The following is an 18,473-nucleotide window of genomic DNA, read 5'->3' as shown; positions in this document are numbered from 1 at the left end:
ATCCGGATCAGACCGACGGGACGGGTGCCCCGAGCACGGTGAATGCTCGGGGCACCCGTTCGTCCGTGCTCAGCGCGCGCGCCCGGCCGCGCGCCCGCTCGACCGCATCGGCTCCGACGAGGCGTGCGGCACGCGCGCGGTGCAGTTCGAGCGCGAGGCAGGGCTGATCCTGGCGCGCGCCCAGCAGCTCGGCGAGGGCGAGCGCTTCGAGGCCGCGCTCCCGCAACTCGGGGATCCCGATGGCCCAGGACGACCAACCGGTGAGCGCGGTGCCGAGCACCGGGCGATCGACGTAGACGGAGCGCAAGCGCTGCAGCACGAGGAGCCGCTGCACCGCGATGGTCCGGGAGCGCAGCTTCGCGGCGAGCCGGGCCTGCTCGGTGGACGGGAGGGAGCCGTCGATGCAGGCGGCCGAGACGTAGCCCGCCAGCGCGATCAGGTACCAGGGGGATGCGCGCTGATCGTTCTCGCGGAACTCGGAGATGGCACGGCCGAAGCTCACGATCGCGTCGCCGAACCGTCCGCGGGACCGCTCGATCTCGGCGACGCCGAACCAGCCGATCGATGCGAGGCCCATGCCGTCGTCGGTGCGATCGACCGCGCCGGTGAGGTCTCGGAACATCGCCTCGGCCTCGTCCGCGCGTCCGAGCGAGATCAGCGCGAGGCCGCGGAGCCAACCGCGCTCGCCCATCTCGTCCTCGGCCCCGAAGTCCTCGAACCCGGCGGTGCCGATGTCGAGCCAGTGCAGCGCCTCGGCCGGCCGGGCGGACTGGCTGGCGAGCTGCGCGAGCGAGTGGGCGGCCATGGCCGCGATCCACGGTTCGTCATCGGCCGTCGCGAGCCGCCAGGTGCGCTCGGCGGCGATGCGCGCGGTCTCCGGATCGCCGTCGTTCTCCGCGAGCTGCGCGACGAGCATCTCGGCGAAGAGTCGGGCGTCGGCGTCCGGGCCGGCCCGCAGCGTCTCGAGCTCGGTGCGGGTGGCGTCGGCATCGAGCCCGGATTCGAGCATGTGCGAGACGCCCTGCCACAGCGGGCTCAGCGCGGGATCGCGGCGGCACAGCCGGCGCAGGAGCGCGATGGCGCGAACGGCGCGGCCGGGATCGGTGCTGCCGAGGCCGACCGCGCAGGTGGCCAGGCAGAGCGCGAGCGCGTCGCCCGGGACATCGGCGCCGTCCGTCCGGCGTGCGGCGCGCGCGATGACGTCGAAGACCTCGGACGCGGTGCGGGTGAACTCGGTGAACGCGCCGCGAACCGTCCAGGATTGCGCCAGCACGCCGAGCAGCAGCACCGCCTCCCGGCGGCGGTCGTCGCGTACCGCGCGGCGCAGGGCCGCGAGCAGGTTGTCCTGCTCGGCCCGGATCACCCGGTAGGCCGGGGCTCCGAGCGATCCGGGCAGCGCGAAGATCCCCGGGGATCGTGCGTCCGCGAAACCGCGCCCCCAGCCGAGCACCGCGTCCCAGGCCGCGTCCTCGACACCGTCGAGCCGGAGCCGGGCGAGGCCGAACTCGCGGACCGTCTCGAGCATGCGGAAGCGGATCGTGCCGGATCCCGCGTCCTCGAACACCACGAGCAGCGATTGCGAGACGAGCCGGTCGAGGACCTCGTCGACCTCGGTCTCGCTCGCGCACACGCCACCGGAGCGCAGGACGCCGATCGCGGTCTCGAGCGAGAGGCCGCCCGGCAGCACTGAGAGCATCGCCAGAGCACGGCGGTCGACGGGTTCGAGCAGCTCCCAGCTCCACTCGATCACGGCCTGGAGGGTCCGGTGCCGCTCGGGTGCCGCGCGGTCCCCGACGGTGAGCAGCGCGAAGCGATCCTCGAGCCGGGCCTCGATCTGCGCCGGGCTCATGGTCCTGATCCGCGCGGCCGCGAGCTCGATCGCGAGCGGGAGGCCGTCGAGGCGCGCGCAGAGGCGGGCGACGACGTCGAGCGGGAGATCCGCGCCCGGTCTGACGGCCCGGGCGCGCTCGACGAAGAGCCGGACCGCGGATCCGGTGACCTCGTCGTAGGCGAGCGGGTCGAGGGGACGGCAGACCTCGGATGCGAGCGCGAGCGGAGTGCGGCTCGTCGTGAGGATCCGCAGACCGGGCACCGTGGCGAGCGCGTCGGCCGCCCACGACGCGACGCCCGAGACGATCTGCTCGCAGTTGTCGAGGACGAGCAGGGTGTCGCGTTCGCCGAGTGCGGAGAGCACGCGCTGGCGGAGGTCCGGTTGCGTGCGGGCGTCGGCGAGCCGCGTGCTCGTGGTGGTCTCGCTGATGCCGAGCGCTCCGCCGATGGCGGGGAGCACGTCCGCGGATTCGCGTGCGCCCGCGAGCGGCACGAAGACGACGGACGGAGCGTCGGAGGCCGTGGCGACGGCTGCGGCGAGGCGGGTCTTGCCGAGGCCGCCGGCCCCGAGGACGGTGACGAGCCGGTGGGCGCGGAGCAGCGCGGAGGTCTCGTCGATATCGGAGTCGCGGCCGATGAGCGGGCTCAGGGCGACGGGGAGCCCGATCCTGATGGGATCCCTGCGGGCGGTGCCGCCCGCCGCGCCGCTCGCGGCTTCGGCGGAGGCGTTTCCGGGACGGTCGCGAGGCGCGTCGGGTCCACCCTCGCCGCGCAGGATCCGGGCATTGAGCTCGGTGATCGCGGTGCTCGGCGAAGCGCCGAGCTCGTCGCGGAGACGCGTGCGGAACTCCGCGTGGACCGCGAGCGCGTCGGCGGCGCGTCCGGCGCGGACGAGCAGTTCCATGAGTTCGACGTGCCGCTGCTCGTCGAGCGGGTGCTCCGGGAGCAGCGCGCGGAGCTCGCGCGCTGCCGCGTCGAGGTCGTCGGTTCGCCCGGTCGTCGCGAGCGCTCGCGCCCGTTCGGTGCGCAGACGGTCGTGCAGACGGGCGGCTGCGACCCGGAGGTCCTCCGCGACGGGGGAGTCGGCGAGGTCATGGCCGGGTTCCCCGGTCCAGAGCATCAGTGCCGCGTCGAGGGCCCGCACCCGGTCGGCCGGATCGCGGACGCTGCGGCCGCCGCCGTCCGGGTGCTCCACGACATCGCGGGCGAGGTCGAGATCGCTGCGCGCCCCGGGGATTCTCCGCGCGCCGTCGCTCCAGGAACGCTCGAGGGCGTATCCGCCCGGGAGGGTCGTGATGATGCCGCCGTCGCCGGCGGCTCGTGCTCGGGAGACGAGGCTCTGCAGCGATGCCTTCGGATTGTGCGGGAGGTCGTCGCCCCAGATATCGGCGGAGAGCGCATCGACCGAACGGGGAGCGCCGCCCGGTTCGAGGGCGAGGGCGACGAGGAGCGCCCGGATCATCGGGCCGCCGGGATCCCGGCCGTCGAGTCGAACGGGACCGAGCACCGCGAGACGGGGAGACTCGGAACGCATGGGGTCGAGTGTATCCAGGGCCTCGATGTCAGTGGTACGGAGTAGCCTCGAACGCATGGAACCGACACGTAGTGTGCGCCCGTTCGAGGTCATCAGCGAATACGAGCCGAGCGGCGATCAGCCGCAGGCGATCGCCGAGCTGGCGCAGCGCATCAACGCCGGCGAGACCGACGTCGTGCTGCTCGGCGCGACGGGCACGGGCAAGTCGGCGACCACGGCGTGGCTCATCGAAGAGGTGCAGCGTCCCACGCTGGTGCTCGCGCACAACAAGACCCTCGCGGCGCAGCTCGCGAACGAGTTCCGCAGCCTGCTGCCCAACAACGCGGTCGAGTACTTCGTCAGCTATTACGACTACTACCAACCCGAGGCCTACGTGCCGCAGACCGACACCTTCATCGAGAAGGACTCGTCGGTCAACGCCGAGGTCGAGCGTCTGCGGCACTCGACCACGAACGCGCTGCTGAGCCGGCGCGACGTGGTCGTGGTCTCCACCGTCTCCTGCATCTACGGTCTCGGCAAGCCCGAGGAGTACTACGAGGCGATGGTGCCGCTGGTCGTCGGCGACCGCCTCGACCGCGACGTGCTGCTGCGGCGTTTCGTCGACATGCAGTACCAGCGCAACGACATCGAGTTCGTGCGCGGCAACTTCCGCGTGCGCGGCGACACGGTCGAGATCATCCCCATGTACGAGGAGAACGCGATCCGCATCGAGTTCTTCGGCGACGAGATCGAGGCGCTCCACTACCTGCACCCGATCACGGGCGAGGTCATCCGCCAGGTCGACGCGGTGTCGGTGTTCCCGGGGTCCCACTACGTCGCCAGCCGTCAGGTCATGAACCGCGCCATGGGCACCATCACCGAAGAACTCGACTGGCGCACCCGCGAGCTGAAGGAGCAGACGAAGCTCGTCGAGGAGCAGCGCCTGCGCATGCGCACCACCTTCGACCTCGAGATGATGGAGCAGATCGGATTCTGCTCGGGCATCGAGAACTACTCGCGTCACATCGACGGCCGGCAGCCCGGCGAGGCGCCGCACTGCCTGCTCGACTACTTCCCCGACGACTTCCTCGTCGTCATCGACGAGTCGCACGTCACGGTGCCGCAGATCGGCGCGATGTACGAGGGCGATGCCTCACGCAAGCGGACCCTGGTCGAGCACGGCTTCCGCCTGCCGAGCGCGCTCGACAACCGGCCGCTCAAGTTCTCCGAGTTCCAGGAACGGGTCGGCCAGGTCGTCTACCTCTCGGCGACCCCTGGCAAGTACGAGATGGAACGCGCGGACGGCATCGTCGAGCAGATCATCCGCCCGACCGGGCTCATCGATCCGCGCATCGTCGTGAAGCCGAGCGAAGGCCAGATCGACGACCTGCTGGAGCAGGTCCGCATCCGCGCCGAGCGCGACGAGCGCGTGCTCGTCACCACCCTCACCAAGAAGATGGCCGAGCAGCTGACCACCTTCATGGAAGAGGCCGGCATCCGGGTCCGCTACCTGCACTCCGACGTCGACACCCTTCGACGCGTCGAGCTGCTCACCGAACTGCGCGCGGGCATCTTCGACGTGCTCGTCGGCATCAACCTGCTGCGCGAGGGCCTCGACCTGCCCGAGGTGTCGCTCGTCTCGATCCTCGATGCCGACAAGGAGGGCTTCCTCCGATCCTCGACCTCGCTCATCCAGACCATCGGCCGCGCCGCCCGAAACGTTTCGGGCGAGGTGCACATGTACGCCGACAAGATCACCCGCTCCATGCGCGAGGCCATCGACGAGACCGACCGCCGCCGCGAGAAGCAGCTCGCCTACAACGCCGAGCACGGCATCGACCCGACCCCGCTGCGCAAGAAGATCGGCGACATCACCGAGCTCCTCGCGCGCGAGGCGGCCGACACCGAGGACGTGCTCTCGCGCACCGGCGCCCACGCGCAGCGCAAGGCGGTCTCGCCGCAGCGGGCGAAGGGCAAGGCTGCGGCGCGGGCCGGAGCGATCGCGGGCGAGGGTGCGGCCCAGCTCGAGGAGCTCATCGCCGACCTCACCCAGCAGATGCTCACCGCCGCCGAGGAGCTCAAGTTCGAGCTCGCGGCGCGCCTCCGCGACGAGGTGTCCGAACTCAAGCGCGAACTGCGCAGCATGGACCAGGCCGGGCACCGCTAGAGCAGAGGCGCCGCCGTGTACCGCGAAGTCGAGCTCCCCGGGCTCGGAGTGCTCTGGCGCTCCGAGCGCTCGGTCGGCGTCGGTGCGCCCACGGTGATCCCCGCCGACGGCAGCGCCGACATCATCCTGCGGGACGACGAACTCGTGGTCGCCGGCCCATCGACGCGCTGGCTCCTCGGCAGCGGCAGCATCCACGGCGCAACGATCGGGCTCCGCTTCGCACCCGGACTCGCCGGCCGGGCGCTCGAACTCGATGCGTCCGAACTGCGCGACAGCCTGGTACCCGCAGCCGACGCGCTGGCACCCGAGGTGCGACGTCGTGGCGAACGACTCCTGCGCGCACTCGGTGATTCCGTCAGAACCGCAGCGGGGGAGCGGCCCGGCACGGACCCGCGCATCGCGCTCCGCGCCCGCTCCGCGCAACCGTTCGAACTCGGCGCACCCGACTGGACCGCCGAGGCGCTCCGCATGGCCCGACGAGGTGCGACCGTCACCGAAGCGGCCGCGCGCCTCGGCTACTCCGAACGGCAGTTGCAGCGCCGTATGCTGCAGCACTTCGGCTACGGCTACACGGCGCTGCGCAGAGTGCTGCGCGCCGAACGCGCGCGCGGTCTGCTCGATGCCGGGATCGCCGTCGAGGCCGCGGCGACCCGCACCGGCTACAGCGACCAGGCCCACCTCACACGCGAGTTCGGCCGCATCGTCGGAACCACGCCGGCGCGATTCGTCGCGGCGAACGTCGGTGCGGCTCCGTCCCGGAACCGCACCGACGGGGGTCAGACCGCGGGCTCGGCGGCGAGCGGCGCGTAGATGTCGATCGAGTTGCCGTCGGGATCGAGCACCGTCGAGTAGCGCTGCCCCCACGGGGCATCCCACGGAGCCATCGACGCCGCGGCGGGGAACCGGTCCACGATCTCGGCATAGACGCGATCCACCTCGGCCGGCGTTGCCGCGCTGAACGCGAAGCCGATTCGGTTCTCGCCGGTCGGCAGCTCGAAGTCCGGGCGGAACGACCGCACGGTCGAGACCGGGTCCCAGGCGAGCGTCATGCCGCCGGGCAGCACCGTCTCGACGTGGGGCGCATCGTCCTGCCCATCAGGGATGTCGAGGCCGAGCGTGCGGTAGAAACTGAGGGACGCTGGGAGGTCCGCCGTCACGATGCCGATGAAGTCGAATGCGAGTGTCATGCGCTCAGCCTATGAGCGTCGACCCGGTCCCGTCTTGAACGAATCGGACACGGGGCGGAAGCGCGGGGGCGCACGCTTCCGTTCGTACATGTATTCGAATATCTGGCTCGGATTCGATAAGATAGTCGGGTGACCTCGAAGCGCGAAACCACCCCAGTCCGCTCCAGCTCGGCCCATGCGCACATCAGTGTGCAGGGCGCGCGGGTGCACAACCTGCGCAACGTCGATCTGGCGATTCCCCGCGACTCGATGGTGGTCTTCACCGGCCTCTCGGGCAGCGGCAAGTCGAGCCTCGCATTCGACACGATCTTCGCCGAGGGCCAGCGCCGCTACGTCGAGAGCCTGAGCGCCTACGCCCGTCAGTTCCTCGGGCAGGTCGACCGCCCCGACGTCGATTTCATTGAGGGTCTGAGCCCCGCGGTCTCCATCGACCAGAAGTCGACCAACCGCAATCCGCGCTCGACCGTCGGCACCATCACCGAGATCTACGACTACATGCGTCTGCTCTGGGCGCGCGTCGGCGTGCCTCACTGCGCCGTGTGCGGTGAGCGCATCGCGTCGCAGACCGTGCAGCAGATCGCCGACACGCTCATGGAGCTGCCCGAGCGCACCCGCTACCAGGTGCTCGCGCCGATCGTCAGCAAGAAGAAGGGCGAATTCGTCGACCTCTTCCAGGACCTCGCGGCGGGCGGGTACTCCCGTGCGCTGGTCGATGGCGAGATGGTGCAGCTCTCCGACCCGCCGACCCTCAAGAAGCAGGTCAAGCACGACATCTCGGTCGTGATCGACCGCCTCGTGGCCAGCCCCGACGGGCTCGGTCGCCTCACCGACTCGCTCGAGACGGCGCTCAAGCTCGCGGACGGACTCGTCACCATCGACTACGTCGACCGCGAGGCGGGCGCCGCCGACCGCAGCCGCACGTTCAGCGAGAAGCTGAGCTGCCCCAACGGGCACCCCGTCTCCCTCACCGAGATCGAGCCCCGCACCTTCTCATTCAACGCGCCCTTCGGCGCCTGCCCCACCTGCTCGGGGCTCGGCACCAGCATGTCGGTCGACGAGGACCTGGTGCTCGGCGATCCCGACCTGTCGATCGAGGAGGGCGTGATCGTCCCCTGGACCAGCCAGGGCAAGAGCCTCTACCAGTACTACGAGAAGCTGCTCATCGGGCTGGCCCGCGACCTGGGCTTCACGCTCGACACGCCCTGGCGCCTGCTGCCCGAAGAGGTGCGCGACGCCGTGCTCTACGGCAACAACTTCAAGGTCAACGTGCGCTGGAAGAACCGCTTCGGTCGCGAGGTGAAGTACAGCTCGGGCTTCGAAGGCGTCATCCCGTTCATCGAGCGCCAGTACGCCGAGGCGGAATCCGACAACCGCCGCGAACGCTGGGCCGAGTTCCTCCGCGAAGTGCCCTGCCACGCCTGCAACGGCCAGCGGCTCAAGCCCGAGGTCCTCGCGGTCACCATCGACGGCGAGTCCATCGCGAGCGTCGGCGACTACAGCCTGAGCGATGCGCAGCGCTTCTTCCAGCAGGTCGAGCTCACCGAGCGCGAGGCCAAGATCGCGGCCCAGGTGCTGCGGGAGATCCGGCTCCGCTTCGACTTCCTCATCGAGGTCGGGCTGGGGTACCTCACCCTCGCGCGCGCCGCGGGCACCCTGTCGGGCGGCGAAGCCCAGCGCATCCGCCTCGCGACCCAGATCGGCTCCGGCCTCACCGGTGTGCTGTACGTGCTCGACGAGCCGTCGATCGGCCTGCACCAGCGCGACAACCGGCGCCTCATCGAGACGCTGGTCAAGCTCCGCAACCTGGGCAACACGCTCATCGTGGTCGAGCACGACGAGGAGACGATCGAGGCGGCCGACTGGATTGTCGACATCGGGCCCGGCGCGGGCGTCGAGGGCGGCACCGTCGTGCACTCGGGCGACTACGCCTCGCTGCTCGACAACCGGGAATCGATCACGGGCGACTTCCTCGCGGGTCGGCGCGCCATCGGGACCCCCAAGAAGCGGCGCAAGCGCGAGCGCGGCCGCGAGCTCAAGGTCGTCGGGGCCCGCTCCAACAACCTGCAGAACGTCGACGCGACCTTCCCGCTCGGCATCATGACCGCGGTCACGGGCGTCAGCGGCTCGGGCAAGTCGACCCTCGTCAACGACATCCTCTACCGGGTACTCGCCAACCAGCTCAACGGCGCCCGCATGGTGCCCGGCAAGCACACCCGCGTCACCGGACTCGAGCACCTCGACAAGGTCGTCCACGTCGACCAGGCGCCCATCGGGCGCACCCCGCGCTCCAACCCGGCCACCTACACGGGCGTCTTCGACAAGATCCGTACGCTCTTCGCCGACACGCCCGAGGCCAAGACCCGTGGATACCTCGCCGGCCGATTCAGCTTCAACGTCAAGGGCGGCCGCTGCGAGGCCTGCTCGGGCGACGGCACGATCAAGATCGAGATGAACTTCCTGCCCGACGTCTACGTCGCGTGCGAGGTCTGCGGCGGATCCCGCTACAACCGCGAGACCCTGCAGGTCCGCTACAAGGGCAAGAACATCTCGGAGGTCCTCGAGATGCCGATCGCCGAGGCCGCCGAGTTCTTCGAACCGATCTCGAGCATTCATCGCTACCTCAAGACCCTCGTCGACGTCGGACTCGGCTACGTGCGGCTCGGCCAGAGCGCGACCACCCTCTCGGGCGGCGAGGCGCAGCGCGTGAAGCTCGCGACCGAGCTGCAGAAGCGCTCCAACGGGCGCAGCATCTACGTGCTCGACGAGCCCACCACCGGTCTGCACTTCGAGGACGTGCGCAAGCTGCTGCTCGTGCTCAACGGCCTGGTCGACAAGGGCAACACGGTCATCACGATCGAGCACAACCTCGACGTGATCCGCAGCGCCGACTGGATCATCGACCTCGGACCCGAGGGCGGCTCCGGCGGCGGCACGATCCTCGCGACCGGCACGCCCGAGCAGATCGCGAAGGTCGAGGAGAGCTACACGGGGCAGTTCCTCGCCGAGATGCTGGCGAAGCACTGATGATCGAGGGCGATCACCGCGCGGCGTTCCGACCGGCGCAGGGTGAGATCCCCACCACGCCCGGCGTCTACCGGTTCTCGGACCGGCACGGGCGCGTGCTCTACATCGGTAAGGCGAAGAACCTGCGGGCCCGTCTCGCGAACTACTTCCAGCCGATGCACGCGCTCATGCCGCGGACCCAGCGCATGCTCACCCTCGCGGCGCAGCTCGACTGGACGGTCGTCGCGACCGACACCGAGTCGCTCGTGCTCGAGCACACCTGGATCACCGAGTACAAGCCGCCGTTCAACGTCCAGTTCAAGGACGACAAGACCTACCCCTACCTCGCGGTCACACTGCGCGAGGACGCTCCGCGCCTGATCATCACGCGCAACGAGAAGATCCGCGGCGCCCGGTACTTCGGGCCCTATCCGAAGGTCTGGGCGCTCCGCGAGACCACGACCCTGCTGCAGCAGGCGTTCCCGATCCGCACCTGCAACGACGCCGACTACAAGCGGGCGATGGACTCGGGTCGACCCTGCCTCGCCGGGCAGATCGGCCGCTGCAACGGACCCTGCTCGGGCAAGATCACGATGGAAGCGCACCGGGAACGGGTCGACGAACTCGTCGCGTTCCTCGCCGGCGGCGACACCAGCCACCTCAAGCAGCTGCAGCACGCCATGCGCGACGCGGCCGCCGAGCAGCGCTACGAGGACGCCGCGCGCCTGCGCGACCAGGTGCACGCGGTCGAGCACGTGCTCGAGAAGAACGCGATCGTGCTCGGCCTCGACGTCGAGCTCGACGTGTTCGGGCTGAAGTCCGACGAGCTCTCGGCCGCGGCGCATCAGTTCATCATCCGCGGCGGACGCATTCGCGGCGAGCGGAGCTGGATCGTCGACGTCGAACTGGACGACTCGCCCGGGACGCTCCTCGAGCAGGTGATTCAGTCCGCCTACGACGACGGTCACGAAGCCCCCGCGACGATTCTCGTGTCGACCATGCCCGCCGACCTGCCCGCGCTCGAAGAGGCGCTCCGGGCGAACCGCCCGCGCCGCGGCAAGGTGCGGATCCAGGTGCCCGAGCGGGGCGACAAGGCGCAGCTCATGAATCGCGCACTGCTGAACGCGGGCGAGAATCTACTGCGCCACAAGCTCAAGCGCGCGGCCGACATCACCGCGCGCACCGATGCGCTCGCCGAGCTGCAGGAGGGGCTCGACATGGGCGAGGCGCCGCTGCGCATCGAGTGCATCGACGTCTCGCACCTGCAGGGCACCGGCGTCGTCGCCTCGCTCGTGGTGTTCGAGGACGGCCTTCCCGCGAAGGGCGCCTACCGCAAGTACCGCATCGAGCAGACGACCGATGACACCGATTCGATCTACCAGGTCGTCTCGCGCCGAGCCGCTCAGCTCAACGCCGCGGCCGAGGCGGGGGAGCCGCCCAGCGGGAGGTACCGGGACCGGCCCCAGCTCCTGATCGTCGACGGCGGCGAGCCGCAGGTCGCGGCCGCGCAGCGCGCCCTGCGCGAGGCCGGCATCACCGACGTGGCGCTCTGCGGGGTCGCCAAACGGCTCGAGGAGCTGTGGCTGCCCGACGATCCGTTCCCGGTGATCCTGCCCCGCACCAGCGAATCCCTGTTCCTCGTGCAGCGCATCAGAGACGAAGCCCACCGCTTCGCGATCACCTTCCAGCGGCAGCGGCGCAGCACCGCCATCAGCAGCCAGCTCAGCGAGATCCCGGGGCTCGGGCCCAAGCGGGTGCAGGCGCTGCTCAAGCATTTCGGGTCGGTCGCGCGGCTCCGCGCCGCGAGCCCGGAGGAGATCGCGAGCGCCCCCGGAGTGGGGGATCAGCTCGCCGAGCAGATCCATCGGCACGTGCATGCCCCAGCAGCCGGTAAGCTGGTGGGCGGAGAATCGGCTGAGACATCGGAGGAGGACGGCGAGTGAGCGAGCACGCACCCGGACAAGAGATCCTCATCGTCACCGGAATGTCGGGGGCCGGCCGGTCCACGGTCGCGAACGCCCTGGAAGACCTCGGCTGGTACGTGGTCGACAACCTCCCGCTCCCCATGCTCAAGACGCTGGCCGACATGGCCGATCGATCGGGCGGCGCACTGCCCAAGATCGTCGCCGTGATCGACGTGCGCGGGCGCGACCTGTTCGACGACATCCAGCAGACCGTCGCCGAGCTCCGCGAGCACGCGACCGTCCGCGTCGTGTTCCTCGACGCCACGGACGACATCCTGGTGCGTCGCTACGAGGCGGTGCGACGCCCGCACCCGCTCCAGGCCGAAGGCAGCCTGCTCGACGGCATCCGGCTCGAGCGCGAGCGGCTGCAGGAGCTGCGCGCCTCCAGCGACGTCGTCATCGACACCTCGCGCTACAACGTGCACGACCTGTCGACGGCCACGCGAGAGATGTTCTCAGCAGAGGACACACCCGGCCTGCAGCTGTCGGTGCAGAGCTTCGGCTTCAAGTACGGGGCTCCGACCGACGTCGACCTGATGGTCGACATGCGCTTCATCCCCAATCCGTTCTGGGAGCCCGAGCTCCGCCCCCTCACCGGCGTCGATGCCGAGGTGAAGGACTACGTACTCAGCCGCGAGGGGGCGGCCGAGTTCCTCGAGCACTACGTCGCCGCGCTGCAACCGGTCCTCGCCGGATTCCAGCGCGAGAACAAGCGACATGTGTCGCTCGCGGTCGGCTGCACGGGCGGTAAGCACCGCTCGGTCGCCATGGCCCGCGAGCTCGCAGACCGCCTCGCCGGGGTGCCCGGCGTGAGCGTGAGTCTGCGCCACCGCGACCTCGGTCGCGAGTAGTCCGCCGGCCGTTCCCGGCCAGCAGTCTGTCATCTCATCCGCATCCCTTCGAGAGGATCCTTTTCGTGCCATCGACCCCCGACGTCAAAACCGAGCTCGTCCGCGTTGTCCCGCAGCGCACCAGCGAGCGTGTATCGGAGCTGGCGACGATCCTGCGGCTCTCCGGGGGACTCCACACCATCTCGGGGCGCATCGCCCTCGAGGCCGAACTGCACACCCCCGCGATCGTGCAGCGCGTCCGCAAGGACCTGGCCGAGATCTACGGCGTCCGCTCGGACGCCATGCAGCTCCCCGCATCGAGCACCCGCCCCGGTGCCCCGCAGTTCCTCGTCCGCGTGCTCGACGGCGAGACCATCGCCCGCCAGCTGGGCCTCATGGATCCCCGCCGCCGTCCCATCCGCGGCCTGCCCAACCGCCTGACCACCGGTTCGCAGCCCGAGCTCGCCGCCATCTGGCGCGGTGCGTTCCTGGCGCGCGGTTCGGTCACCCCGCCCGGCCGCTCGGCGAGCCTCGAGGTCGTGTGCCCGACGAACGAGACGACCATGGCGCTCGTGGGCGCCGCGGGCCGCCTCGGCATCGCCGCCAAGAGCCGCGACATCCGCGGCCAGCACAAGGTGCTCGTGCGCGACGGCGAGGCGATCGGCGAGATGCTGAGCGCCATGGGCGCCGTCGACGCCCGCGCCGCCTGGGACGAGCTGCGCAAGGCGCGCGAGACCCGGGCCACCGCCAACCGCCTCGTCAACTTCGACGATGCCAACCTCCGCCGCTCCGCCCAGGCCTCCGTGGCCGCGTGCGCCCGCGTCGAGCGCGCGCTCGAGATCCTCGGCGACGAGACCCCCGAGCACCTGCGCTACGCCGGTGCGCTCCGCCTGAGCCACCGCGAGGCCAGCCTCGACGAGCTCGGCGCCCGGGCCGATCCGCCCCTCACCAAGGACGCGATCGCCGGCCGGATCCGCCGCCTGCTCGCGATGGCCGACAAGGAAGCCGAGACTCGCGGCATCCCCGGCACCGAGGCGAGCCTGCCCGAAGAGCTCGACGCACTCTGAAGTCGCTGCGAACACCGGTCATCTCGCGGAATATCTCGCGGTCGGGTCCGGTTGTCGGCATAGACTGAAGTCACATCAACGAAGAATTCGAAGGAGCGCCACATGGCCGCATACACCCTGCCCGAGCTTCCCTACGATTACGCCGCCCTCGAGCCGCACATCAGCGGCAAGATCATGCAGCTGCACCACGACAAGCACCACCAGGCCTACGTGACCGGTGCGAACAACGCGGTCGATCAGCTGGCTGAGGCGCGCGAGAGCGGCAACCTGGCCACGGTCAACAAGCTCGAGAAGGACCTCGCCTTCAACCTCGGCGGTCACGTCAACCACACCATCTTCTGGAACAACCTGTCGCCCGAGGGCGGAGAGCGCCCCGAGGGCGAGCTCGCCGCGGCGATCGACGAGTACTTCGGCTCGTTCGAGAAGTTCCAGGCGCAGTTCACCGCGACCGCGCTGGGCGTGCAGGGCTCCGGCTGGGCGCTCCTCGCGTGGGACACGCTCGGCCAGCGTCCGCACATCCAGCAGCTGTTCGACCAGCAGGGCAACCTGCCGGCCGGCCAGATCCCGCTGCTGATGCTCGACGTCTGGGAGCACGCGTACTACCTCGACTACCTGAACGTGCGAGCGGACTACGTCTCCGCGTTCTGGAACATCGCGAACTGGCAGGACGTCGCGAAGCGTTTCGACGCGGCGCGCACGCAGACCAGCGGGCTGATCCAGCTCGGCGAGTGAGTCGGCTCGGGCCGGTCCCTTCGGGGATCGGCCCGTTCGTCTCTCGGCGGGACCCGCGGGTCGCCGTCGAGTGGTGCGGATCGCTCACCCGAGCGGTCCGTGCACCGGGGCGGGGAGTCCGTCTCGGCCATCTCAACAGTTGAAAGGCACGTGAATGGGCACACGGATCGCTATCAACGGTTTCGGTCGAATCGGCCGGAACTTCCTTCGTGCGGCGCTGAGCCAGGGGTCGGATCTCGACCTCGTCGCGGTGAATGATCTCACCGACACAGCGACGCTCGCACACCTCCTCAAGTACGACTCCGTCGGCGGGATCCTCGATGCAGAGGTCACGCACGACGACACGTCGATCACGGTGAACGGCGACACCTTCCGGGTGGTCTCCGAGCGCGATCCCGGCAAGCTGCCGTGGGCGGAGCTCGGCGTCGACATCGTCATCGAGTCCACCGGACACTTCACCAAGGTGAGCGATGCCGAGGCGCACCGCACCGCCGGAGCGCGCAAGGTGATCATCTCCGCGCCGGCCACGGGCCCGGCTCCCACCTTCGTCATGGGCATCAACCAGGATCAGTACGACGCGGCCAACGACCACGTCATCTCGAACGCGTCCTGCACCACGAACTGTCTCGCGCCCGTCGCGAGCGTGTTCGACGAGGCCTTCGGCATCGAGCGCGGCTTCATGATGACCGCGCACGCGTACACGGCCGATCAGGTCCTGCAGGACAGCCCGCACCGCGACCTCCGTCGCGCCCGCGCTGCCGCGATCAACATCGTCCCGACCTCGACCGGCGCGGCGAAGGCCATCGGCCTCGTCCTGCCGAAGCTCGCGGGCAAGCTCGACGGATCCTCCTACCGCGTTCCCGTCCCGACCGGCTCGATCGTCGACCTGACGCTGGTCACGCGCGACGGCCTCACGGTCGACGAGATCAACTCGGCGTTCCGCGCGGCGGCCGAGGGCCCGCTCGCCGGGTACCTCCAGTACTCGACGGATCCGCTGGTCTCCAGCGACATCCAGCAGAACCCGCACTCGGCGATCTTCGATTCGGAGCTCACCGCGGTCTCGGGCAACCTGGCGAAGGTCTCGGCCTGGTACGACAACGAGTGGGGTTACTCCAACCGTCTCGTCGACCTGACCCGCTTCGTCGGATCCCAGCTCTCCTGAGCGCGAAGTCGGACGCCGGCCGACTCCAGCCCCCGGCACCCACATCCCCCTGAAGGAGGACCCAAGCCGCCATGCGCACCATCGAATCCCTCGGCCAGCTCCGGTCGAAGACGGTGATCGTCCGCTGCGATCTGAACGTTCCGCTCGCCGACGGCGAGATCACCGACGACGGACGGATCCGCGCTTCGCTCACCACGATCCGCGAGCTCCGCGAGGTCGGTGCACGGATCGTGCTCATCAGCCACCTCGGCCGTCCGGCCGGTGCGCCTGAGGAGCGCTACTCGCTGCGTCCGGTCGCGGTGCGCATGGCGGAACTGCTCGGGGCCCCCGTCGCGTTCGTCGGCGAGACCGTCGGGACCGAGGCCTCGGCCGCGGTCTCGGCGCTCGGCGACGGCGATGTGGTGCTCCTCGAGAATCTGCGGTTCAACCCGGGCGAGACGAGCAAGGACGCGGAGGAGCGCCGCGCGTTCGCCGCACGCCTCGCCGAGTTCGGCGACGCGTTCGTGTCGGACGGCTTCGGCGTCGTGCACCGCCGCCAGGCCAGCGTGACCGAACTGGCAGAGGCGCTCCCGAGCGCCGCGGGCCGCCTGGTCGAAGCCGAGCTGCGCGTGCTCGAGCGCCTGACCGTCACCCCCGAGCGGCCGTACGCGGTCGTGCTCGGCGGGTCGAAGGTCTCCGACAAGCTCGGCGTCATCTCGCACCTCATCGAGCGGGTCGACACCCTGCTCATCGGCGGGGGGATGGTCTTCACCTTCCTCGCCGCGCAGGGGCACGCGGTGGCCTCCAGCCTCCTCGAGGCGGACCAGCTCGACACCGTGCGCGGGTATCTCGCCGACGCCGAGAAGCGCGGCGTGCGCATCGTGCTGCCGACCGACATCGTCGTGGCGGAGCGGTTCGCCGCCGACGCCGCGCACGAGGTGGTCGCCGCCGACGCCATCGACGGAAGCTCCTTCGGAGCGGCCGGCATCGGCCTCGACATCGGCCCGGCGTCGGCCGCGGCGTTCGCCGCGGTCATCGCCGAGGCCAAGACCGTCTTCTGGAACGGGCCCATGGGCGTGTTCGAGATGGCGGCGTTCGCGGAGGGCACCCGCACCGTGGCGCGGGCGCTGACCGAGACCGACGGCTTCACCGTCGTCGGCGGCGGCGACTCCGCCGCGGCCGTGCGCGCGCTCGGCTTCCGCGACGACCAGTTCGGACACATCTCGACTGGCGGCGGCGCCAGCCTCGAGTTCCTTGAGGGGAAGACCCTTCCCGGTTTGGAGGTGCTCGCATGAGCAACGAATCGCAGAACGACGCGCAGGACGCCGAGCTCGTCACCGACGACACGGTCGAGGTGGCGCCGCTCGCGGAGCAGGACGCAGCGCCCGCGGCCGATGAGGCCCCCGCAGCCGAGACGGCCGAACCCGTCGAGCTGCCGCAGGTCGAGCGCACCCCGCTCATCGCCGGCAACTGGAAGATGAACCTCGACCACCTGCAGGCGATCGCCTTCGTGCAGAAGCTCTCGTGGGCGCTGAAGGACGCGCGCCACGACTACGCGGATGTCGAGGTCGCGGTGTTCCCGCCGTTCACCGACCTGCGTTCGGTGCAGACGCTGCTCGCCGCCGACAAGCTCTCGCTGAAGCTCGGCGCGCAGGACGTCTCCCCGCACGAGTCGGGCGCCTACACGGGCGATATCTCGGCACAGTTCCTCGCCAAGCTCGAGGCCGCCTACGTCATCGTCGGGCACTCCGAGCGCCGTCACGGGCACGGCGAGGATGACGCGACCGTCGGGGCCAAGGCCCGCGCGGCTGCGGCTGCCGGGGTCACCCCGGTCATCTGCGTCGGCGAGACCGCCGAGGACCTCGCCGAGCACGGTGCGGCGGCGATCCCCGTCGCGCAGCTCGAGGCCGCGCTCGCCGAGCTCCCGAAGGGCGCCGAGTTCGTGCTCGCCTACGAGCCGGTCTGGGCGATCGGCAGTGGCCAGGCCGCCACGCCCGAGCAGGCCGAGGCGGTCGCCCGCGCCCTGCGCGAGGCGATCCTGCGCGCACGCGGCGAAGAGGCGGCCGGTTCCACCCGGATCCTCTACGGCGGCTCGGTGACGAGCCAGAACATCGCGGGCTTCATGCGGCAGCCGAACGTCGACGGCGCGCTCGTCGGCGGAGCCAGCCTCAAGTCCGACGAGTTCTCCCGAATCATCCAGTTCAAGAAGCACGTCACCGGCGCGTAGTCGGCGACGCACCGTGCCGTCCCGGGGGAGGCCCCGGGACGGCACGGTATACTGGTCGATGGCGCGCTGCGCCTCGACCCCTCGAAAGGTGGCCCGCGTGGGTATCCTCAAGATCGTTCTGCTCGTCTTCCTGGTGATCACCAGCCTGCTGTTGACGCTCTTCATCCTGCTGCACAAGGGTCGCGGCGGAGGTCTGTCGGACATGTTCGGCGGCGGCGTCACTTCGAGCCTCGGTTCGTCGGGGGTTGCGGAGCGCAACCTCAACCGCATCACCATCGGCGTTTCGCTGGTGTGGTTCGCCTCGATCGTGGGCCTCGGCCTGGTCGAGCGCTTCGCGACGGTCTGACCGTCCGACGCCGTCCGGCGCACCACTGACCAGCCGCAGCCCCGGCTGCATCGCAAGAAAGGCAACACGTGTCCGGTAGCAACGCTATCCGCGGCGCTCGAGTCGGATCCGGCCCCATGGGCGAGATGGATCACGGCGTTCGCGCTGACCGCAAAGAGGTCTCGTACTGGGACGCACTCGGCAACGAGACCGTCCGCTACTTCTCGGCGGACGTCGCCGAAGAGGAGATCCCCGAGCAGATCGATTCCCCGCACAGCGGTCTGCCCGCCGGCCGGGATCAGAACAATCCGCCGGAGCTCCTCAAGAACGAGCCCTACAAGACGCACCTCGCATACGTGAAGGAGCGTCGCACGCCCGAGGAAGCCGAAGAGCTGCTGGAGGAGGCGCTGCTGAAGCTGCGCGCCCGCCGCGGTTCCGCGCGCTCCAAGGCGTAACCCCACCCCGCCCGCGAACAGCGGGCACCGAG

14 protein-coding genes are annotated in these 18,473 nt (G+C 70.1%); 12 read left to right on the top strand and 2 right to left on the bottom strand.

The window, feature by feature from the left end; genetic code table 11:
- Positions 1 to 7: 7 nt before the first annotated feature.
- Positions 8 to 3,364, bottom strand: a complete 3,357-nt coding sequence (locus XM48_RS15300) for a BTAD domain-containing putative transcriptional regulator (RefSeq protein ID WP_046456699.1) — start codon at positions 3,362 to 3,364, stop codon at positions 8 to 10.
- Between the two features lie 55 nt (positions 3,365 to 3,419).
- Between XM48_RS15300 and uvrB the strand changes: the two genes are divergently transcribed.
- Together uvrB and XM48_RS15290 are read left to right on the top strand one after the other, a co-directional pair.
- Positions 3,420 to 5,510, top strand: coding sequence for an excinuclease ABC subunit UvrB (uvrB, locus tag XM48_RS15295; protein ID WP_046456698.1), 2,091 nt, complete (start codon positions 3,420 to 3,422; stop codon positions 5,508 to 5,510).
- Between the two features lie 15 nt (positions 5,511 to 5,525).
- On the top strand, positions 5,526 to 6,320 hold the full coding sequence (locus tag XM48_RS15290; protein ID WP_052961559.1) for a helix-turn-helix transcriptional regulator: 795 nt from the start codon (positions 5,526 to 5,528) through the stop codon (positions 6,318 to 6,320).
- On the opposite strand, the gene XM48_RS15285 is transcribed toward XM48_RS15290, so the two are convergent.
- Positions 6,287 to 6,697 carry a VOC family protein gene (locus XM48_RS15285; protein ID WP_046456697.1) on the bottom strand — a complete coding sequence of 137 codons (411 nt, stop codon included), beginning with the start codon at positions 6,695 to 6,697 and terminating at the stop codon, positions 6,287 to 6,289. The two genes, XM48_RS15290 and XM48_RS15285, sit on opposite strands and share 34 nt — an antisense overlap.
- A gap of 129 nt (positions 6,698 to 6,826) precedes the next feature.
- Between XM48_RS15285 and uvrA the strand changes: the two genes are divergently transcribed.
- The 10 genes from uvrA (at position 6,827) to XM48_RS15235 (ending at position 18,441) form a co-directional block, all read left to right on the top strand.
- On the top strand, positions 6,827 to 9,721 hold the full coding sequence (gene uvrA / locus XM48_RS15280) for an excinuclease ABC subunit UvrA (protein ID WP_046456696.1): 2,895 nt from the start codon (positions 6,827 to 6,829) through the stop codon (positions 9,719 to 9,721).
- Entirely contained in the window at positions 9,721 to 11,643 is a 1,923-nt protein-coding gene (gene uvrC / locus XM48_RS15275) for an excinuclease ABC subunit UvrC (protein ID WP_046456695.1), read from the top strand. The genes uvrA and uvrC overlap by 1 nt, the downstream gene beginning before the upstream one ends.
- Positions 11,640 to 12,515: an RNase adapter RapZ gene (rapZ, locus tag XM48_RS15270; protein ID WP_046456694.1), complete on the top strand. Its 876-nt coding sequence runs from the start codon at positions 11,640 to 11,642 to the stop codon at positions 12,513 to 12,515. The genes uvrC and rapZ overlap by 4 nt, the downstream gene beginning before the upstream one ends.
- Before the next feature lie 65 nt (positions 12,516 to 12,580).
- Positions 12,581 to 13,561, top strand: a complete 981-nt coding sequence (gene whiA, locus XM48_RS15265; protein WP_046456693.1) for a DNA-binding protein WhiA — start codon at positions 12,581 to 12,583, stop codon at positions 13,559 to 13,561.
- Between the two features lie 102 nt (positions 13,562 to 13,663).
- Positions 13,664 to 14,293 carry a superoxide dismutase gene (locus tag XM48_RS15260; protein ID WP_046456692.1) on the top strand — a complete coding sequence of 210 codons (630 nt, stop codon included), beginning with the start codon at positions 13,664 to 13,666 and terminating at the stop codon, positions 14,291 to 14,293.
- 154 nt (positions 14,294 to 14,447) lie between these two features.
- On the top strand, positions 14,448 to 15,455 hold the full coding sequence (gene gap / locus XM48_RS15255; protein ID WP_046456691.1) for a type I glyceraldehyde-3-phosphate dehydrogenase: 1,008 nt from the start codon (positions 14,448 to 14,450) through the stop codon (positions 15,453 to 15,455).
- Between the two features lie 71 nt (positions 15,456 to 15,526).
- A complete protein-coding gene (gene pgk, locus XM48_RS15250; RefSeq protein WP_046456690.1) occupies positions 15,527 to 16,729 on the top strand; it encodes a phosphoglycerate kinase in 1,203 nt (400 codons plus the stop codon).
- Positions 16,726 to 17,661: a triose-phosphate isomerase gene (gene tpiA / locus XM48_RS15245; protein ID WP_084821224.1), complete on the top strand. Its 936-nt coding sequence runs from the start codon at positions 16,726 to 16,728 to the stop codon at positions 17,659 to 17,661. The genes pgk and tpiA overlap by 4 nt, the downstream gene beginning before the upstream one ends.
- A gap of 97 nt (positions 17,662 to 17,758) precedes the next feature.
- Positions 17,759 to 18,007 carry a preprotein translocase subunit SecG gene (gene secG, locus XM48_RS15240; RefSeq protein WP_046456770.1) on the top strand — a complete coding sequence of 83 codons (249 nt, stop codon included), beginning with the start codon at positions 17,759 to 17,761 and terminating at the stop codon, positions 18,005 to 18,007.
- A 68-nt stretch (positions 18,008 to 18,075) separates the two neighbouring features.
- Entirely contained in the window at positions 18,076 to 18,441 is a 366-nt protein-coding gene (locus XM48_RS15235; RefSeq protein WP_084821223.1) for an RNA polymerase-binding protein RbpA, read from the top strand.
- Positions 18,442 to 18,473 lie beyond the last annotated feature (32 nt).

It is taken from the genome of Leucobacter sp. Ag1, assembly GCF_000980875.1.
GTDB classification, from domain to species: domain Bacteria; phylum Actinomycetota; class Actinomycetes; order Actinomycetales; family Microbacteriaceae; genus Leucobacter; species Leucobacter iarius.
The sequence above is the reverse complement of the archived record's forward strand: the minus strand, read 5'-3'. Positions and strand labels throughout refer to the sequence as shown.

What these genes read in the sequence shown, in the direction of transcription:
- XM48_RS15300 (WP_046456699.1), bottom strand. Translation starts at nt 3,364, where the DNA reads ATGCGTTCCGAGTCTCCCCGTCTCGCGGTGCTCGGTCCCGTTCGACTC.
- uvrB (WP_046456698.1), top strand. Translation starts at nt 3,420, where the DNA reads ATGGAACCGACACGTAGTGTGCGCCCGTTCGAGGTCATCAGCGAATAC.
- XM48_RS15285 (WP_046456697.1), bottom strand. Translation starts at nt 6,697, where the DNA reads ATGACACTCGCATTCGACTTCATCGGCATCGTGACGGCGGACCTCCCA.
- uvrC (WP_046456695.1), top strand. Translation starts at nt 9,721, where the DNA reads ATGATCGAGGGCGATCACCGCGCGGCGTTCCGACCGGCGCAGGGTGAG.
- XM48_RS15260 (WP_046456692.1), top strand. Translation starts at nt 13,664, where the DNA reads ATGGCCGCATACACCCTGCCCGAGCTTCCCTACGATTACGCCGCCCTC.
- gap (WP_046456691.1), top strand. Translation starts at nt 14,448, where the DNA reads ATGGGCACACGGATCGCTATCAACGGTTTCGGTCGAATCGGCCGGAAC.
- pgk (WP_046456690.1), top strand. Translation starts at nt 15,527, where the DNA reads ATGCGCACCATCGAATCCCTCGGCCAGCTCCGGTCGAAGACGGTGATC.
- tpiA (WP_084821224.1), top strand. Translation starts at nt 16,726, where the DNA reads ATGAGCAACGAATCGCAGAACGACGCGCAGGACGCCGAGCTCGTCACC.